Here is a 17,404-nt window from a genome sequence, read left to right as displayed (position 1 = left end):
GCACACAAAGGGGGAAGTGCTTACTTATTATGAAACATAAACGACAAATGATGAAAATGCGTTGGTTGGGCGCAGCTATTATGTTAACGCTCTACGCATCATCGAGCTGGGCGTTCAGTATTGATGACGTGGCAAAACAAGCTCAATCTTTAGCCGGGAAAGGCTATGAGGCGCCTAAAAGCAACTTGCCCTCCGTTTTCCGCGACATGAAATATGCGGATTATCAGCAGATCCAGTTTAACAGCGATAAAGCCTACTGGAACAACTTAAAGACCCCTTTTAAGCTCGAATTTTACCATCAGGGGATGTACTTCGATACGCTGGTCAAGATTAACGAAGTGACGGCGACGACGGTCAAAAGAATCAAATACAGCCCGGATTACTTCAATTTTGGCAATGTTCAGCACGATAAAGACACGGTAAAAGATTTAGGCTTCGCCGGGTTCAAAGTACTGTACCCCATCAACAGTAAAGATAAGAACGACGAAATCGTCAGTATGCTTGGCGCCAGCTATTTCCGCGTTATCGGCGCAGGCCAGGTATATGGCTTATCTGCGCGCGGCCTGGCGATTGATACCGCCTTACCATCTGGTGAAGAGTTTCCCCGCTTTCGCGAGTTCTGGATTGAGCGTCCAAAACCCACCGATAAGCGTTTGACCGTCTATGCATTACTGGATTCTCCGCGCGCGACCGGCGCTTACCGTTTTGTGATCATTCCTGGCCGCGATACCGTAGTGGACGTGCAGTCAAAAGTCTATCTGCGCGATAAAGTGGGCAAGCTGGGCGTTGCGCCATTAACCAGTATGTTCCTGTTTGGGCCAAACCAGCCGTCGCCGACGACCAACTATCGTCCGGAACTGCATGACTCGAACGGCTTATCCATTCATGCGGGTAATGGCGAGTGGATTTGGCGTCCGCTGAACAATCCAAAACACCTCGCTGTGAGCAGCTATGCGATGGAAAACCCTCAGGGATTCGGCCTGTTGCAGCGTGGTCGCGAGTTCTCGCGCTTTGAAGATTTAGACGATCGCTACGACCTGCGTCCAAGCGCCTGGATTACCCCGAAAGGCGACTGGGGCAAAGGTAAGGTTGAACTGGTTGAAATTCCGACCAATGATGAAACCAACGATAACATCGTCGCTTACTGGACTCCGGATCAACTGCCGGAACCGGGTAAAGAGATGAACTTCAAGTACACTCTGACCTTCAGCCGCGATGAAGATAAACTTCATGCGCCGGATAATGCCTGGGTGCTGCAAACACGCCGCTCAACGGGCGACGTTAAACAGTCGAATCTGATTCGCCAGCCCGACGGCACTATTGCCTTTGTGGTGGATTTCGTTGGCGCCGACATGAAAAAACTGCCGCCGGATACGCCTGTCGCTGCGCAAACCAGCATTGGCGATAACGGTGAAATCGTTGACAGTAATGTACGCTATAACCCAGTCACTAAAGGCTGGCGTTTAATGCTGCGCGTGAAAGTCAAAGACGCGAAGAAAACCACGGAAATGCGTGCCGCATTGGTGAATGCCGATCAGACGCTAAGTGAAACCTGGAGCTACCAGTTACCTGCCAATGAATAAAACAACTGAGTATATTGACGCACTGCTGCTTTCTGAACGTGAGAAAGCGGCATTGCCGAAAACTGACATCCGCGCCGTGCATCAGGCGCTGGATGCCGAGCATCGGACTTACTCGCGAGAAGACGATTCACCGCAGGGTTCCGTAAAAGCCCGCCTTGAACACGCCTGGCCGGATTCATTGGCGAAGGGGCAGTTAATTAAAGATGATGAAGGGCGCGATCAGTTGCAGGCTATGCCAAAAGCGACGCGCTCTTCGATGTTTCCCGATCCCTGGCGAACCAACCCGGTTGGCCGTTTCTGGGATCGTCTGCGTGGGCGGGATGTAACGCCGCGCTATGTTTCTCGTCTGACAAAAGAAGAGCAGGCGAGCGAGCAAAAATGGCGTACCGTCGGCACTATACGCCGCTATATTTTGTTAATTTTGACTCTGGCGCAAACCGTCGTCGCGACCTGGTATATGAAGACCATTCTGCCTTATCAGGGATGGGCGCTCATCAATCCTATGGATATGGTGGGGCAGGATATTTGGGTCTCTTTTATGCAGCTCCTGCCCTACATGCTGCAAACCGGTATCCTGATTCTGTTTGCCGTGCTGTTCTGCTGGGTGTCAGCCGGATTCTGGACGGCGCTGATGGGCTTCCTGCAACTGCTTATCGGGCGCGATAAGTACAGCATCTCCGCGTCTACGGTTGGCGATGAGCCCCTCAATCCGGAACACCGGACGGCGCTGATCATGCCTATCTGTAATGAAGACGTTAGTCGCGTTTTCGCCGGTCTGCGCGCGACCTGGGAGTCCGTTAAAGCCACAGGCAACGCCGCGCATTTCGACGTCTATATCCTTAGCGACAGTTATAACCCGGATATCTGCGTGGCGGAGCAAAAGGCGTGGATGGAGCTTATCGCGGAAGTGCAGGGCGAAGGCCAAATTTTTTACCGTCGCCGCCGCCGCCGTATGAAACGCAAAAGCGGCAATATTGACGATTTTTGCCGCCGCTGGGGCAATCAGTACAGCTATATGGTGGTGCTGGACGCGGACTCAGTGATGAGCGGCGAGTGTCTGAGCGGCTTGGTGCGCCTGATGGAAGCGAATCCAAACGCCGGGATTATCCAGTCTTCGCCGAAAGCGTCGGGGATGGATACTCTGTATGCCCGCTGCCAACAGTTCGCGACCCGCGTCTATGGGCCGCTGTTTACCGCCGGGCTGCACTTCTGGCAGTTGGGGGAGTCGCACTACTGGGGGCACAATGCCATTATCCGCGTGAAGCCGTTTATCGAGCACTGCGCTCTGGCGCCGCTGCCGGGAGAAGGTTCGTTCGCCGGATCGATTCTTTCCCACGACTTTGTGGAGGCGGCGCTAATGCGTCGGGCAGGGTGGGGCGTCTGGATTGCCTACGATCTCCCCGGCTCCTATGAAGAGCTGCCGCCAAACCTGCTGGATGAGCTTAAACGCGACCGCCGCTGGTGTCACGGCAACCTGATGAACTTTCGTCTGTTCCTGGTGAAAGGAATGCACCCGGTGCATCGCGCCGTGTTCCTGACGGGGGTAATGTCATATCTGTCCGCGCCGTTATGGTTTATGTTCCTCGCGCTTTCTACCGCGCTGCAGGTCGTTCATGCGTTAACAGAGCCGCAATATTTCCTTCAGCCGCGCCAGCTTTTTCCGGTCTGGCCGCAGTGGCGTCCGGAACTGGCAATCGCGCTGTTTGCGTCAACGATGGTGCTGCTGTTCCTGCCGAAGCTGCTCAGTATTATGCTGATCTGGTGTAAAGGCACCAAAGAGTATGGCGGTTTCTGGCGCGTTACGCTGTCGCTGTTGCTGGAAGTGCTGTTCTCCGTGTTGCTGGCGCCGGTACGTATGCTGTTTCATACCGTATTTGTGGTCAGCGCGTTTCTCGGCTGGGAAGTGGTCTGGAACTCACCGCAACGCGACGATGATTCTACGCCGTGGGGAGAAGCCTTTATGCGTCACGGCTCTCAACTGCTGCTGGGGCTGGTCTGGGCGGTGGGTATGGCGTGGCTGGATTTACGCTTTCTGTTCTGGCTGGCGCCGATTGTCTTTTCGCTGATTCTGTCGCCATTTGTTTCGGTGATCTCCAGTCGTTCAACGGTAGGATTACGCACCAAACGCTGGAAGCTGTTCCTGATCCCGGAAGAGTATTCGCCGCCTCAGGTGTTGGTCGATACCGATAAATATCTGGAGATGAATCGCCGCCGTATTCTGGACGATGGCTTTATGCATGCGGTATTTAACCCGTCGCTTAATGCGCTGGCGACCGCGATGGCCACTGCGCGTCACCGCGCCAGTAAGGTACTGGAAATAGCCCGCGATCGTCATGTGGAGCAGGCGCTAAACGAAACGCCGGAGAAACTGAACCGCGATCGGCGTCTGGTTTTGCTCAGCGATCCGGTGACGATGGCGCGTTTACACTATCGGGTCTGGAATGCGCCAGAGAGATACTCTTCCTGGGTAAACCATTATCAGTCTCTCGTCCTGAATCCGCAGGCGTTGCAGGGACGAACATCGTCAGCGAGATAAGGTCTTCAGGTCTGGAGTGAGGTGAAAAATACCGGCGTGATGCCGGTATTTTTATAGTGAAATGAGGTATCAGGTGCGTATATTCGCGGTGAGCATAATGGTGATTACCCTGAGCGGCTGCGGCAGTATTATCAGCAGAACGATCCCCGGACAAGGACACGGCAACCAGTATTACCCTGGCGTGCAGTGGGATATGCGTGATTCCGCATGGCGCTATATCACTATCCTCGATCTGCCCTTCTCACTGATCTTCGATACATTGCTGCTGCCGCTCGATATTCACCACGGGCCTTATGAGTAATTAACGCTCATCCCATTCGTCTGCCGCAGTACGGCCTTCCTCGGTATCAAGCGGGGGTTCAAGCTGGAATTCCCCTTCATCCCATTCATGCAAAGTATTCTCTTCCTGCCACTCCTGGCGGATCTCTATCTCATCATAATCACCGTCAAACACGCTCTGCGCGGCTTCACCACTCAGCATCGGCAGACATTCGCCATCTTCACCTTCATCGGCGAAAAATTCGACCTGCCACATGATGTCCCCATCCTGCAGTACATATTTCTGAACGTTGAACTGCTGCACATTCGCTTCATCTTGTTCGAGGCCTGGATGGTTAGCCAGAAATTCTTCCCGGGCTGCATCGATAGCTTCTTCCAGCGTGGCATACATGGTCATCAGTGTCTCCCTTTGATTTGACGAGGTATTTAGGGAAAGAATAGCTGATTCTGTAATATTGCAAGTATGAAAGCGCAAAAATTATTCTATTGCCAGTCTGCGCCGTCGTAAGCTGTTCCATGAATAGATAGCATTGAACAACACCACGCCTGCCGTGACGCAGAATACGGCGCGGAAGCCATAGCTCGCGGAAATTGCGGCGCCCATGAGAGGGCCGGTGACGTTGCCGATATCGCGGAAAGATTGGTTGTAACTGAATATGCGCCCGGCTATCTGGTTGGTAGAGTTGTAAACCAGCAGAGTTTGAACGGCTGGCAGCAGCGCGCCATCCGCCGCGCCAAGCAGAAACCGCAATAGCGCGAGCTGCCACGGCGTTTGCACAAAAGACATTGGAATCAGCAGCAGTACGGAAATAATCAGCGCGACGATAAGGATCTTTTCCGGGCCAATTCTGTCGCCGAGCTTGCCGAGCCGGGGGGCGCTAAGTAATGCCGCCACGCCGGGAACGGACGCTATCATTCCGCTAATGAACGCAATATTACTGACATTGCCTGCGAGTTCGCGCACATAGAGCGTCAGGATGGGCGCAATAGACCCCGTCGCCACCTGAATAATCAGCGTGGTGACAAACAGGCTTAACACCAGGCGGGGATTTTTTAACGAGGCGACCACTTCCCGAACGTGAAGCATCTCTTTTTTGCTCACCGGCAGGAAATTCTCGCGAATAAAAAAGAAGGTGAGCAGAAAACAGATAAACAAAACGCTGGCGGTAATAAAAAAGACCGGGCGAAGGCCGTAATGGTCGGCGAGCAGACCGCCCGCAAGTGGGCCAAGCAGAGCGCCGCTGACGCCGCCAGTAGAGAGCGTCCCTAACGCCCAGCCGCTTTTGTGGCGCGGCGCCTGAGTGGCGATGAGCGCATTGGCGTTGGGAATAAATCCGCCCAGCAGGCCTAATAACGCGCGGAGGATCAGAAATTGCCAGATATTTTGCGCCATGCCCATTAACAGCATCACAATGGCCATGCCGAGAGCGGAACGCAACAGCATGATCTTACGCCCTTTACGATCCGCCAGGCCGCCCCAAAAAGGGGAAGCAATAGCTGAAAAGAGGAACGTAATACTAAAGACCAGCCCGGACCACATGTTGAGCGCGCTATGGCCTGTTACGCCGAGTTGCTCAACGTAGAGAGGGAGAAAAGGCATGACCAAGCTGAATGCCGCGCCGGTTAAAAAACAGCCCAGCCAGGTAACAGTTAGATTGCGTTTCCAGTTTATGGGGACATCAGAGGGTGACATAGCGTTCCACAGTATGATGCGCGTTTTGCGCTATCATCAATTTAATTATGAGCGTACTAATTATAATTATGCGCCGACCTTACCAGCCTCGCAATGTGGGGAGCTTTTAAAGCTAAAAGAGGGGAAAAATTGCAGCCTGACGGCTGCAATCCTGTCAATAGCGCGACGGTACGCCTTCAGGGCGAGTTTTAAAGCGGCGATGCAGCCACATATACTGCTCTGGCGCCATCATAATGCACTGCTCAACAATCTTATTCATCCATGCGGCAGTCGCTTCTGCGCTCTCCAGCGGAGGCGAATATTCTGCAGGAAGAATGATCAGTTCGTAGCCTTTCCCATCGGGTTTACGGCGAGGAACGAAGGGGATAATACAGGCTTTAGACATGCGCGCGAGCATCCAGGTACCGGAGGTCGTAGCGGCCTGGTCGACGGCGAATAATGGTACAAAAACGCTGGCGCGCGGGCCATAATCGTGATCCGGCGCATACCAGATCAATTCGCCGCTTTTCAATGCCTTAACCATGCCTTTCAGATCTTTGCGATCCAACATCGATTTATTGGAGCGTAAGCGTCCCCAGGTCTGTAACCAGTCGAGCAACGGATTATCATTCGGGCGATAAACTCCGATCCCCGGGTTATGCATACCAAACATGCGGGCGCCAAACTCAAGGGTAAGGAAATGTATTCCTACCAGAATGAACCCCAGCCCCTGCGCTTTAACTTCACGGATATGCTCCAGACCGCTCGCTTCCATCCAGCGGTTCACTCGCCGATCGGGCCAGAACCAGGCCATGCCGGTTTCCATCACGCCCATACCGACGGATTCAAAGTTTTTGACCACCATGGTGTGGCGTTCCTGCGCGGTCATTTCCGGAAAGCATAATTCAAGGTTGCGATAGGCGATTTTCGCGCGGCGTTTCATTACGCGTCGCGCCAGGTGGCCCAATGCGCAACCCAATTTATAGATGACCGGGTAGGGGAGTTGCACGACCAACCAAAGCGCGCCTATACCCAACCAGGTTAACCAATAGCGCGGATGCAGTAAGGCCACGGAGAACTTAGGCAACTTCGTCATTTCTATCCTGTCTTTCAACGAACAATTCCCCGTATTCTCGCATCTTTTTGCGTTGAGCAAAAATATGTAGCAGGAGAGTGGCGATTAAATCGACAATTGTTGTTAATTATTTAGTGTAAAGCAGGAAATGTAGCGCAAAATGTGTGGATGTAAATTGGCGAGACTTGCCTTATCATGCCTGCCCACTTTATTTTTTGCTGATTGCAGGATACGTACACTATGCCAGTGTTACACAACCGCATCTCTAATGACGAGCTGAAAGCCAAAATGCTGGCGGAAAGCGAGCCGCGTACGACAATTTCTTTTTATAAATATTTCACTATCGCCTCGCCGCAACAGACGCGGGACGCGTTGTATCAGGTGTTTACGGCGTTGGACGTTTTTGGTCGCGTTTACCTGGCGCATGAGGGCATCAATGCGCAAATCAGCGTGCCGCAAAGCAAGGTCGAGACCTTTCGTCAACAGCTTTATACGTTCGACCCCGCGCTGGACGGGCTGCGTTTAAATATCGCGCTGGAGGATGACGGAAAGTCATTTTGGGTGCTGCGTATGAAAGTTCGCGACCGTATCGTCGCTGACGGAATTGACGATCCGACTTTTGACGCCAGTAATGTCGGCGATTATCTGAAGGCGGCAGATGTGAATGCGATGCTGGACGATCCTGATGCGGTCTTTATTGATATGCGCAACCACTATGAGTATGAAGTCGGCCATTTCGAAAATGCTCTGGAAATCCCGGCGGATACGTTTCGTGAACAGTTGCCAAAAGCGGTTGAAATGCTGCGGGAACATGCAGATAAAAAGATAGTGATGTACTGTACCGGCGGTATTCGTTGTGAGAAAGCCAGCGCCTGGATGAAACACAACGGTTTCAATAAAGTCTGGCATATTGAGGGTGGCATCATTGAATACGCCCGTCGCGCGCGCGAGCAGGGGCTTCCCGTTCGCTTTATCGGCAAAAATTTTGTATTTGATGAGCGAATGGGCGAACGAATCTCGGATGAGGTTATCGCGCATTGCCATCAGTGCGGCGCGCCCTGCGATAGCCATACCAACTGCAAAAATGACGGTTGCCATCTGCTGTTTATCCAGTGTCCGCAGTGCGCCAGTAAATTTAACGGCTGCTGTAGTGAACAATGCTGTGAAGAGTTGGCCTTGCCGGAGGAAGAACAGCGCCGACGTCGTGCGGGTCGCGAGAACGGCAACAAAATTTTTAATAAATCGCGTGGTCGGCTTAATAGCAAACTGAGCATTCCCGATCCGGCTGAGTAATATTTTGCCGGATAGCGGCGTAAAGGCCGCTATCCGGCATTTCGCCAGGCGTTACTTCTGCTGAACGCCTTCTACTGAGATGATAAGCTCCACCTCTTGTGAGGCTGGGCCGAGATCGGTAGTTATATTGAAATCCTTCAGCTTAATTTTTCCTTCGGCCTCAAAGCCCGCGCGCTTACCGCCCCACGGATCGTCGCCCTGGCCCATCAGCTTCGCTTCCAGCGTCACCGGTTTAGTCACGCCATTGAGCGTCAGATTGCCGGTAATATCCAGTTCATCGCCCTCTTTTTTCACGCTGGTAGAGGTGAAGGTTGCCTGCGGGAATTTCGCAACATTAAGAAACTCCGCGCTACGCAGGTGTTTGTCACGTTCGGCATGGTTAGTGTCGACGCTATTGGTGTTAATGGTCACGTTCACTTTGTCTGCCGACGGATTTTTTTCGTCAAAAGTGAACGTGCCGTCGAAATCTTTAAAGGTGCCGTATAGCCAGCTGTAGCCCAGATGCTGGATGCGGAAATTGACGAACGCATGTTGGCCTTCTTTATCAATTTTATACTCCGCCGCCACGGCGGAACCGGTCGTGAATAACAAGGATGCGAGGGTGAATCCCAGTAGGTTTTTTTTCATTTTTGAGCTCCATAGTCAGATGACGACATTCCTGTCATACGTTTCAGAGTGTCGTCTTTATCGATGAAATGGTGTTTTAGCGCCATAACCCCATGCGAGAGCGAGATAATGACCAGCGACCAGGCAAACCACAGATGCAGTGTTCCGGCGATGTCAGCCTGCGCGCCCGCGTCCGTAAGCGTGGCCGGAATCTCAAACCAGCTAAAGACGCTAATCGGTTTACCGTCGGCGGTGGAAATCAGGTAGCCGCTAATGATTATCGCAAAGAGCAGGAGATACAGGAGGAGATGACCCGCGGCGGCGCTAGCGCGCGTTAAACGGGAATAGCTGGTCAACGCAACGGGCGGCGGAGAATAAAGCCGCCAGATAATACGCACGATCAGCGCCATCATCAGTAATATGCCAATACTTTTATGTATTTCCGGTGCCTGGTGATACCAGCCGTCGTAATAACTGAGCGTGACTATCCATAAACCCAACGCAAACATGCCATAGACCACCAGGGCGGTCAGCCAGTGGAGCGCGGCGGAAACCACGCCATAACGCTGTGGAGTATTTTTAAATTGCATAAACACACCAATGAATATTTCACGAGAGAATGAAAATGGCGTGGAAAAGCGCCGAATGCAACTTATAAATAAGAATTTGAATGATATTTATTTTTATTTCAATAATTTTGATGTTGTTTGCGGTTCAGCTTCAGAAGTTTCGAGATATTTCCCCCTGATAACCGCGCAACGGCAGGAACTGGCATTATTACCGTGCTTCAACATTATGAAATAAAAAGTGAGGAATTTTCAGGAAGTGTCAGTTAATGTCAATGAAAAGCCATCAGAAGAAAAGGAGATAAACAATATCCATCACTGCCAGCAGCGACCAAAGAATAACGTAAAGCATGAAATGTTCGCGAATATTATTCATCAGAAAATGAAAGAGACGACGCATAGCTTACCTTAATAAACAGCCCCTTTACGGGGCCGACAAATTATTGGCTAAAACGGGAAAGCCGGAACGGCGTCAGATCAAAGGAGGGCGTTTTTCCCAACGCAAAATCCGCAGCGATTTCTCCTAACACCGGGGCGAATTTAAAACCATGTCCGCTGAGTCCAGTGATGACAAGCGTATTCTCATGGCCAGGCAGCGTATCGATAATAAAATCCTCGTCCGGCGAATTATCATAGGTACATGCCGCCCCATGTAAACAACCGCCGATACCCGGCAGTACGTTACGCAGGAAAGGAAATGCTTCCGCGCCATCGCTGGCAACGGCGGCAAAGGGCTTGCGCTCTTCCGGTGCCTGTATTCGCTGCCCGCCATTGTGTTTGCCGATTTTTAACTCGTCGTTCTCCGCCGGGAAACCGTAATAGTGATCGCCGTTGGGCATTTCGCCGGTAAAGGCCGGAAAGCGGTTTTTAGTGCTGTAACGTCCATCCGCCTTAAACCAGGCAAAAACTTTACGTACGGGCTGAACGGGCAGCTCCGGTACCAGCGTTTTGACCCAGGTGCCCGCGCTAATCAGCGCTTTGCTGGCGTGGTAGCAGCCTTCACTCGTCTCTATCGTCACACCGTTATCATCATGGTGAATATGGCTTACCGGGCTGTTGAATAGCTGTGCGCAGCCTGCCTCTCGGGCCAGACGAAGCCATGTGGTAATGGCTAATTCGCTGCGCAGGAAACCGGAGTCAGCTTCAAACAGCCCGATATAATTATCGGGCACGCGAATTTCCGGCCAGCGCGTCATGAGGGCCGTCGCGTCCAGGCGCTCGACGTTCAATTGCCACTGTTGCGTGCTTCGTGCGACGTTGGCTAAGAAAGCGGAATCGGCCGGGCCGAGGTTGACGACGCCGGAGCGGACAAAAATAGGCTCTTCATTGTGTGTGGAGAGTTCATCCCAAAGCGTCTGGGCGCGAAGCACCAGCGGGACATATTTTTCGCCTTCACCATAAGCGTGGCGGATAAGACGGGTATCGCCGTGGTGGCTGCCCTGTTGATGAGGCGGCATATGCGCATCGGTCATCAGGACCTTTAGCCCGGCGCGGGTGGCGTAATAACCAGCGGCGGCGCCAACCGAACCGCTGCCGATAATAATAAGGCCGTATTTCATCAGCTTCTCTCTGCTATCGCGATGATTTCAGGGTAAATAACTGCGCTGAGATATACAAGCCAGAAATAAGTGAGGCACCTTACGGTGCCTGAGAGAGGGGGAGCGCGTCACGCTAATGGCGACGATACTCGTTTTCCTGGTAATCGCCTGATTCTATTTTGGCGATGCCGGCTTCTAATATTGAAATAAATTGCCTGGCTACATCTGTCGTTAACCAGAGCGTTTGACCAACTTCAGTCCCTTCCGGTTCCGGACGATTTGGGGTCTGGTAGTGTAAACGCAGCATCAGCGCATCATAGCTATCGACGGTGCTGATGTCCCATCCTACAAGCGGATGGGTCTGAATGACTTCATTATTCTTTTCCATCATGCCCCCCTGGTACGTGTTATAAGACAACGGTTCTCGAGGTTCAATGCGTGTTTTTCTTCTGAAGCAACTTCAGTATACCAATTAATAAGGCTATTCACTGCGTTTTTAAAGAGACCGGAGGATAAATTTCTCTTTTTAAGAATTATATGAACAGTAAAGCGGCAGTTCATTCATATTTTTTTAGGATGTTGTGCAATTATTTTGAGGGTCAGGTGAAATATTCATCAGTTGCGCAAATAAAAAAGCCGGGGCGACCCGGCAAACATACATCACTGCATATCATTTTTTATTCATTGATGAACCAGTCATCAGCGCTCTCCCAGGTCTCCTGGAGAATCTCGCTAATGCGTTCTTTGTCCTCTTTTGATGCGCCAATGACGGACAAGTTGTTGGCGGTAGCGTAACGCACGGTGACGTTCCCCAAGTTCTCAGGAAAATGATGGCTAATACGACGGGAGAGTTCGCCCGCCAGCGCATCAATCGCACCGGCAGGCAGAGGTGACGTTTTGGCTATAGTGACTTCAATACGCATAATGGCCCCCTGTTGAATATACTGGATATATATACAGTTAAATCCAATATATAGCAACAGGTAAGCGCATTTTTTATTTTTTTACTGACCAGCGTACTGTTTCACCCGCTAAAAAAGGCACCAGCGAATCATCAGCCAGCGCGATATTTTCCGGTATCTGTTGTTCATCGCGAACCAGTTCCACCCACCCCGTATTCACCGGCAGGCCATAGAATTGCGGGCCATTCAGTGAACAGAACGCTTCAAAGTGCGCCAGCGCGTTCATTTCCTCAAACACGGCGGCATAACTGCCAAGAGCGGAGGGGGCGTTGAAACAACCGGCGCAGCCGCAACGGGTCTCTTTACGATGACGTGAATGCGGCGCTGAATCCGTCCCCAGGAAGGCGCGCGTAAAACCACTGGCGACCAGGTCGCGTAACGCCTGCTGGTGAATATTGCGTTTCAGAATCGGCAGACAGTACAGGTGAGGACGAATGCCGCCGACCAGCATATCATTACGGTTAAACATTAAATGTTGAGGCGTAATGGTCGCCGCCAGGTTGTCGCTGCCGTCACGTACATACTGCGCGGCATCTTTGGTTGTGATGTGTTCAAAGACCACTTTAAGCGCGGTCAGACGCTGGCGTAGCGGTTCCATTACGGTGTCGATAAAACGCGCTTCGCGATCGAAGATATCAACATCCGCATGGGTCACCTCACCGTGGACCAGCAATGGCATTCCGAGTTTTTCCATCCGCTCCAGTACCGGCATGATAGCGTCGACTGACGTTACGCCATGACTGGAGTTAGTGGTGGCATTGGCCGGGTAAAGCTTGGCCGCAGTAAACACGCCTTCATGGAAACCACGCTCCAGTTCATCGGCATCGAGCGAATCCGTTAAATAGCAGGTCATTAACGGCGTGAAATCATGCCCGGCGGGCACCGCATCGAGAATACGCTGGCGGTAGGCGATCGCTGCATCAACGGTCGTGATGGGGGACGCCAGGTTCGGCATCACGATAGCGCGACCATAAATTTCGCTGGTATAGGGTACGACCGTTTTTAACATGTCGCCATCGCGAAGGTGAACGTGCCAGTCGTCCGGGCGGCGGATCTTTAAAACCTGGGATGGTGCAGTCATTAATAAGCTCCGGCTGAGGAATAGTCTTTTTGCCGGAAACAAAGGATAAGCGGAAACGTTTTCGTTTGCACGTAAAAAAAGGGCGCGAGCGCGCCCTCCGAAATCAATTGGTGAAAGGAATAACGATTTCACCAGGTTTAACTTCAATGCCTTTCGCGAGTTTCTTTGCTAACGCTTCGCCTTTACTGCTGTCCTCACGCAACACGTAAGCGGGCCGCTGGTTAAAGTAGCTACGTAAAGACTGATTTAAATAAGGCAGGAGCGTTTGTAGCACCGATTGCATTTTCTCCGGCGTCACGGTGGCGTCTACTACTTCCATCTCCTGAAGATAGATGGCGCCTTTTTCTTTATCAAAGACCGGCAGGGCTTTTAGCTTGAGTTTCATCGTCGCTTTTTGACTGCCAAACAGGGAATTCATATCCAGCCTGGCATCGCCAGTAAGGGTGACTTTATTAGGTTCTTCCCGACCAATCTGGCTGGCAAGGTTAGTCAATACGATATGCGCGTCGGCAATGCCGGGCAGACCAATATCTTTTGAGAAATTATTCCGTTTTTCAAGCGCTTGATTGATTTCTTGTTCGCTAATGGTGTATTGCGTAAGTTGATTACAACCCACTAACAGGCCGCTAACTACCAGCGCAGCGGCAAAAAAAAACTTTTTCATGGCGTTCCTTAGCATGTTGCCTGTGCCCTAATCTTGACACAAAGCAGCATGTCGCGCCAGCGGACATGGCACCACTAAAAAAAGCTGAAAAAGGCGGCAAGAAAGGGTTGCCGCCTGGCGGGCGTTAGATAGCCATTGAGGAGAGTAAATTAATTTGCGTCTGCTTCGCCATATTATCGCGATAGTCCGCGACTTTTGTCGGCCAGTGAATACCGGCGACCAGCGTCAGATTACGCAGAAGCGGAAACAGATGAATATCATCTTCCGATAATTCGCCGTTAACGGCGTTAGGCTGTACGATGAGTTTATCCAGCAAACGTAAATCATCGCCGATCTTTTTAATCAGTCCGGCAGAGTGCGCAAGATGGTTGTCAAAACTGCCAGATGAGGCCTCTTTTTTGCGGATAAAATACTGGCGCGCCGCAGGGGTAGAAAATTCATCGAAAGCGGATTTTGCAAATCGCGGCAGCAGTAGCTGATTAACGTAACCGTTAACTTTGCGCAACCACTCTTCAATGGCTGGATTACGTTTCCCGGTTAACAGCGGTTTGCCGTCGAGGTTGTCGACATAATGTACAATATCCATACTTTCAGGAAGGTAGCGACTATCATCTTTTTGCAGGATGGGCACCATCTTTTGACCAATCATCCGGGTGGGCGTCGCCTCGTCGTCATTTTGTAACACGTTAAGTTCAACGGGGATGTTCTTCAGGCCGAAAATCATGCGGGCTTTAACGCAGAAAGGGCAATGATCGTAAATATAAAGCTTCACGTTTCTCCTCCATTTGACTGTCGGTTCCTGACCAGTATGGAGGAGATAGCGACAGGTATCAAATCAGGCGCCGGGTTCCAGCATCCGGCGCGGCGTGCGCTTATGACTAAATTGCCAGCCTAAAGCCAAAAAGGTGATAAAGCCGATAATACCGAGCATCATCCACGGTAGTTCAGGCTGCGCAAGCGCTTTCCCCATATCAAACAACCAGCCGCCGCCGATATAACCAATCGCGCCGCCAATGGCTAATCCCAGACGGCTAAAGCCCATATAGCTTCCCCGCGCCCTCGCGTCCGCGAGCGACGCGCTGAGCGTTTCGCGCGCCGGTTCGGCGATAACCGAGCCGATGTAGAAAGCGCAAATAAGCGTAAAAAGCTGCTGTAAATTGCCCACCATCCCGATGGGGAGCATGCTCAGCGACATGACGAGCAAACCGGCCATCAGCCGATGCTCCAGCCGAAAACGCTTTTCGCTCCAGCGGGCAATCGGGTAGAGCAACGTCAGCGAGAGACACGCCTCAATAGCGTACATCCATTTCACGGCAGCAGGCGAACCGGCGATATCGTTTACCATAATCGGCAGCATTAACATGACCTGTACCGCCAGCATATAGTAGCCCGCCAGCGTCAGCACGTAGGTGACAAACCTTTTATCGCTCATGACGCGGCGCATTCCTTCACGCACCGGCGTTCTGACCGTTGATAGCTTCCAGGCCGGAAGCAGCCATGCATTGAAAAGGGCGCATAATATGAACAAAATAGCACCTGTCGCGCAGACCAGGCGAAAATCGTATTGTAGCAACCAGCTTCCCAGCAGCGCGCCAATCACCGCGCCCGCGCTGTCCTGCATCATCAACAGAGAGAAGAAGCGGCCCCGTTGCTCCGGACGAATTAATTTGACCACCAGCGCTGAACGCGGCGGGTCGAAAAGCGTACCGCCGAGACCGGAAAGAAAGCAGGAAAACCACAAGAGCCAGGGCTCATGCGCGATACCCATGGTGGCAAAGCCTGCGGCGCGCATCAGCATACCGGTGACAATCATCGGTTTCGCGCCAAAGCGATCGGCGATGGCGCCGCCAAAAATGCCCAGACCTTGTTGAATAAACTGGCGCAGGCCGAGCGCGATCCCTACCATTACGGCAGCCCACCCCATTTGATCGACAAAGCGAATAGAGATGAGCGGGAAGACGACGAAAAAACCCAGCACCACTAACATGTTATCGATGAGAAGAAAATATTTACCCAGGTTCCTCGCCTGCGAGACGCGCGACATTTCCCCTCCCGGGAAATAAAAGATGAGCGTCTTCTATTCTGCGGCGGCGTTTCGTTTTTTCCTACCGTTAGCGGGACAATATTTTTTTATCAAAAGTCCTTTTTAATCGAGAGTTTTCATCAAAATGTGGCAGCAATTCAAAAAATGACGATTTGCGCTTTTCACAGAGCCTGGTTGCGCAGGTATAGTAATGTTACTGGCGTGCTGAAGACGTTACAGGAAGGAGTAGGTATAGAATGTTTGGCTATCGTAGTAACGTGCCAAAAGTGCGCTTAACCACCGATCGTCTGGTGGTACGTTTAGTGCATGAGCGTGATGCCTGGCGTCTGGCCGATTATTACGCGGAAAATCGTCATTTTTTAAAACCCTGGGAACCGGTCCGTGATGAAAGTCATTGTTATCCTTCAGGATGGCAGGCGCGTCTGGGAATGATCGGTGAATTTCACAAACAGGGCTCCGCCTTCTATTTCGCGCTACTTGATCCGGAAGAAAAAGAAATTATCGGCGTGGCGAATTTTTCCAATGTGGTGCGCGGTTCTTTTCATGCCTGTTATCTGGGCTATTCCATTGCGCAGAAGTGGCAGGGGCAGGGGCTGATGTTTGAAGCCTTAACCGCTGCGATTCGCTATATGCAGCGCACTCAGCATATCCACCGTATCATGGCGAACTATATGCCGCACAACAAACGTAGCGGCGCGTTGCTGGCGCGGCTTGGCTTTGAGAAAGAAGGCTATGCGAAAGATTACCTGTTGATTGATGGACAATGGCGCGACCATGTCCTGACGGCGTTAACCACGCCGTTATGGACGCCGGGGCGTTGAGCGGCTTACGGAATGAGAGGCAAAGGGAGAAAACGATGAAATATGAATTAACTGCCACTGAAGCGCGAGTGATTGGGTGTCTGCTGGAAAAGCAGGTGACAACGCCGGAACAGTATCCGCTTTCCGTCAACGGCGTGGTGACAGCCTGTAATCAGAAAACCAACCGTGAACCAGTGATGAACCTGACGGAACAAGAGGTACAAGAACAGCTCGATAACCTGGTGAAACGCCACTTTTTGCGTACGGTCAGCGGGTTTGGCAATCGCGTCACCAAATATGAACAGCGTTTCTGTAATTCCGAATTTGGCGATCTGAAACTTAGCGCGGCGGAAGTGGCGCTTGTCACTACGCTGCTGCTGCGCGGCGCGCAAACGCCCGGCGAGTTGCGTAGCCGGGCGTCGCGGATGCATGAATTCAGTGATATGGCGGAAGTTGAATCCACGCTGGAACGGCTTGCCAGTCGTGAGGACGGCCCGTATGTCGTCCGTCTGGCGCGTGAACCGGGTAAGCGCGAAAGCCGTTATATACACCTTTTTTGCGGCGACGTCGATGAACTGTCTCTCCAGACGTCTGCGCCGGAAAGTGCGTCGGGCGATCTTCAGTCGCGCGTCGAAGCGCTGGAAAGCGAAGTGGCGGAGTTAAAGCAGCGGCTGGATTCTTTGTTAGCTCACCTGGGAGAGTAAT

19 protein-coding genes are annotated in these 17,404 nt (G+C 51.9%); 6 read left to right on the top strand and 13 right to left on the bottom strand.

Annotated features, from left to right (window positions below; translation table 11 throughout):
- The first annotated feature begins 47 nt into the window (after window positions 1-47).
- From mdoG to J4685_RS16390, 3 genes are all read left to right on the top strand, one after another.
- Window positions 48-1,583: a glucans biosynthesis protein MdoG gene (mdoG, locus tag J4685_RS16400; protein WP_011233079.1), complete on the top strand. Its 1,536-nt coding sequence runs from the start codon at window positions 48-50 to the stop codon at window positions 1,581-1,583.
- On the top strand, window positions 1,576-4,119 hold the full coding sequence (gene mdoH, locus J4685_RS16395) for a glucans biosynthesis glucosyltransferase MdoH (protein WP_001044610.1): 2,544 nt from the start codon (window positions 1,576-1,578) through the stop codon (window positions 4,117-4,119). The genes mdoG and mdoH overlap by 8 nt, the downstream gene beginning before the upstream one ends.
- A gap of 73 nt (window positions 4,120-4,192) precedes the next feature.
- Window positions 4,193-4,420, top strand: a complete 228-nt coding sequence (locus J4685_RS16390) for a YceK/YidQ family lipoprotein (protein WP_001217832.1) — start codon at window positions 4,193-4,195, stop codon at window positions 4,418-4,420.
- Here J4685_RS16390 and J4685_RS16385 read toward each other — a convergent pair whose 3' ends face one another.
- From J4685_RS16385 to J4685_RS16375, 3 genes are all read right to left on the bottom strand, one after another.
- Window positions 4,421-4,795 carry a MysB family protein gene (locus tag J4685_RS16385; RefSeq protein WP_000180071.1) on the bottom strand — a complete coding sequence of 125 codons (375 nt, stop codon included), beginning with the start codon at window positions 4,793-4,795 and terminating at the stop codon, window positions 4,421-4,423.
- 81 nt (window positions 4,796-4,876) lie between these two features.
- Window positions 4,877-6,091 carry a multidrug efflux MFS transporter MdtG gene (mdtG, locus tag J4685_RS16380; RefSeq protein WP_000075043.1) on the bottom strand — a complete coding sequence of 405 codons (1,215 nt, stop codon included), beginning with the start codon at window positions 6,089-6,091 and terminating at the stop codon, window positions 4,877-4,879.
- A 154-nt stretch (window positions 6,092-6,245) separates the two neighbouring features.
- Window positions 6,246-7,166, bottom strand: coding sequence for a Kdo(2)-lipid IV(A) acyltransferase (locus J4685_RS16375; protein WP_000163977.1), 921 nt, complete (start codon window positions 7,164-7,166; stop codon window positions 6,246-6,248).
- Between the two features lie 219 nt (window positions 7,167-7,385).
- Here J4685_RS16375 and J4685_RS16370 point away from each other — a divergent pair, with 219 nt between their 5' ends.
- On the top strand, window positions 7,386-8,438 hold the full coding sequence (locus J4685_RS16370; RefSeq protein ID WP_001144637.1) for a rhodanese-related sulfurtransferase: 1,053 nt from the start codon (window positions 7,386-7,388) through the stop codon (window positions 8,436-8,438).
- A 51-nt stretch (window positions 8,439-8,489) separates the two neighbouring features.
- Here the strand turns inward: J4685_RS16370 and J4685_RS16365 are convergent, their stop codons facing one another.
- From J4685_RS16365 to mdtH, 10 genes are all read right to left on the bottom strand, one after another.
- Window positions 8,490-9,065, bottom strand: a complete 576-nt coding sequence (locus tag J4685_RS16365; protein WP_000739886.1) for a YceI family protein — start codon at window positions 9,063-9,065, stop codon at window positions 8,490-8,492.
- The gene (locus J4685_RS16360; RefSeq protein ID WP_001159778.1) at window positions 9,062-9,634 is read right to left on the bottom strand and encodes a cytochrome b; all 573 of its coding nucleotides are present in this window, start codon (window positions 9,632-9,634) and stop codon (window positions 9,062-9,064) included. The genes J4685_RS16365 and J4685_RS16360 overlap by 4 nt, the downstream gene beginning before the upstream one ends.
- Before the next feature lie 262 nt (window positions 9,635-9,896).
- A complete protein-coding gene (locus J4685_RS16355) occupies window positions 9,897-10,010 on the bottom strand; it encodes a YceO family protein (RefSeq protein ID WP_001253282.1) in 114 nt (37 codons plus the stop codon).
- A gap of 40 nt (window positions 10,011-10,050) precedes the next feature.
- Entirely contained in the window at window positions 10,051-11,169 is a 1,119-nt protein-coding gene (gene solA, locus J4685_RS16350; RefSeq protein WP_000873577.1) for an N-methyl-L-tryptophan oxidase, read from the bottom strand.
- 112 nt (window positions 11,170-11,281) lie between these two features.
- Window positions 11,282-11,536: a biofilm formation regulator BssS gene (bssS, locus tag J4685_RS16345; RefSeq protein ID WP_000414441.1), complete on the bottom strand. Its 255-nt coding sequence runs from the start codon at window positions 11,534-11,536 to the stop codon at window positions 11,282-11,284.
- A 289-nt stretch (window positions 11,537-11,825) separates the two neighbouring features.
- Window positions 11,826-12,071, bottom strand: coding sequence for a DNA damage-inducible protein I (gene dinI, locus J4685_RS16340; RefSeq protein ID WP_001217763.1), 246 nt, complete (start codon window positions 12,069-12,071; stop codon window positions 11,826-11,828).
- Between the two features lie 73 nt (window positions 12,072-12,144).
- A complete protein-coding gene (gene pyrC, locus J4685_RS16335; RefSeq protein WP_000126589.1) occupies window positions 12,145-13,191 on the bottom strand; it encodes a dihydroorotase in 1,047 nt (348 codons plus the stop codon).
- Window positions 13,192-13,294: 103 nt separating this feature from the next.
- Window positions 13,295-13,855, bottom strand: coding sequence for a lipoprotein (locus J4685_RS16330; protein WP_000713054.1), 561 nt, complete (start codon window positions 13,853-13,855; stop codon window positions 13,295-13,297).
- A gap of 124 nt (window positions 13,856-13,979) precedes the next feature.
- Window positions 13,980-14,627: a glutaredoxin 2 gene (gene grxB, locus J4685_RS16325; protein WP_000780893.1), complete on the bottom strand. Its 648-nt coding sequence runs from the start codon at window positions 14,625-14,627 to the stop codon at window positions 13,980-13,982.
- 63 nt (window positions 14,628-14,690) lie between these two features.
- Complete coding sequence (gene mdtH, locus J4685_RS16320) at window positions 14,691-15,899, bottom strand: multidrug efflux MFS transporter MdtH (protein WP_000092178.1); 1,209 nt, start codon at window positions 15,897-15,899, stop codon at window positions 14,691-14,693.
- 236 nt (window positions 15,900-16,135) lie between these two features.
- Here mdtH and rimJ point away from each other — a divergent pair, with 236 nt between their 5' ends.
- Together rimJ and J4685_RS16310 are read left to right on the top strand one after the other, a co-directional pair.
- Window positions 16,136-16,720, top strand: a complete 585-nt coding sequence (rimJ, locus tag J4685_RS16315) for a ribosomal protein S5-alanine N-acetyltransferase (protein ID WP_000468204.1) — start codon at window positions 16,136-16,138, stop codon at window positions 16,718-16,720.
- A gap of 35 nt (window positions 16,721-16,755) precedes the next feature.
- Window positions 16,756-17,403, top strand: coding sequence for a YceH family protein (locus J4685_RS16310; RefSeq protein ID WP_000873044.1), 648 nt, complete (start codon window positions 16,756-16,758; stop codon window positions 17,401-17,403).
- The last annotated feature ends 1 nt before the right edge of the window (window position 17,404 follow it).

This window comes from Salmonella sp. 32100201201700099SM, assembly GCF_017572645.1.
In the GTDB taxonomy this organism is placed as follows: Bacteria; Pseudomonadota; Gammaproteobacteria; order Enterobacterales; family Enterobacteriaceae; genus Salmonella; species Salmonella enterica.
This window is presented reverse-complemented; position numbering and strand designations above follow the sequence as displayed.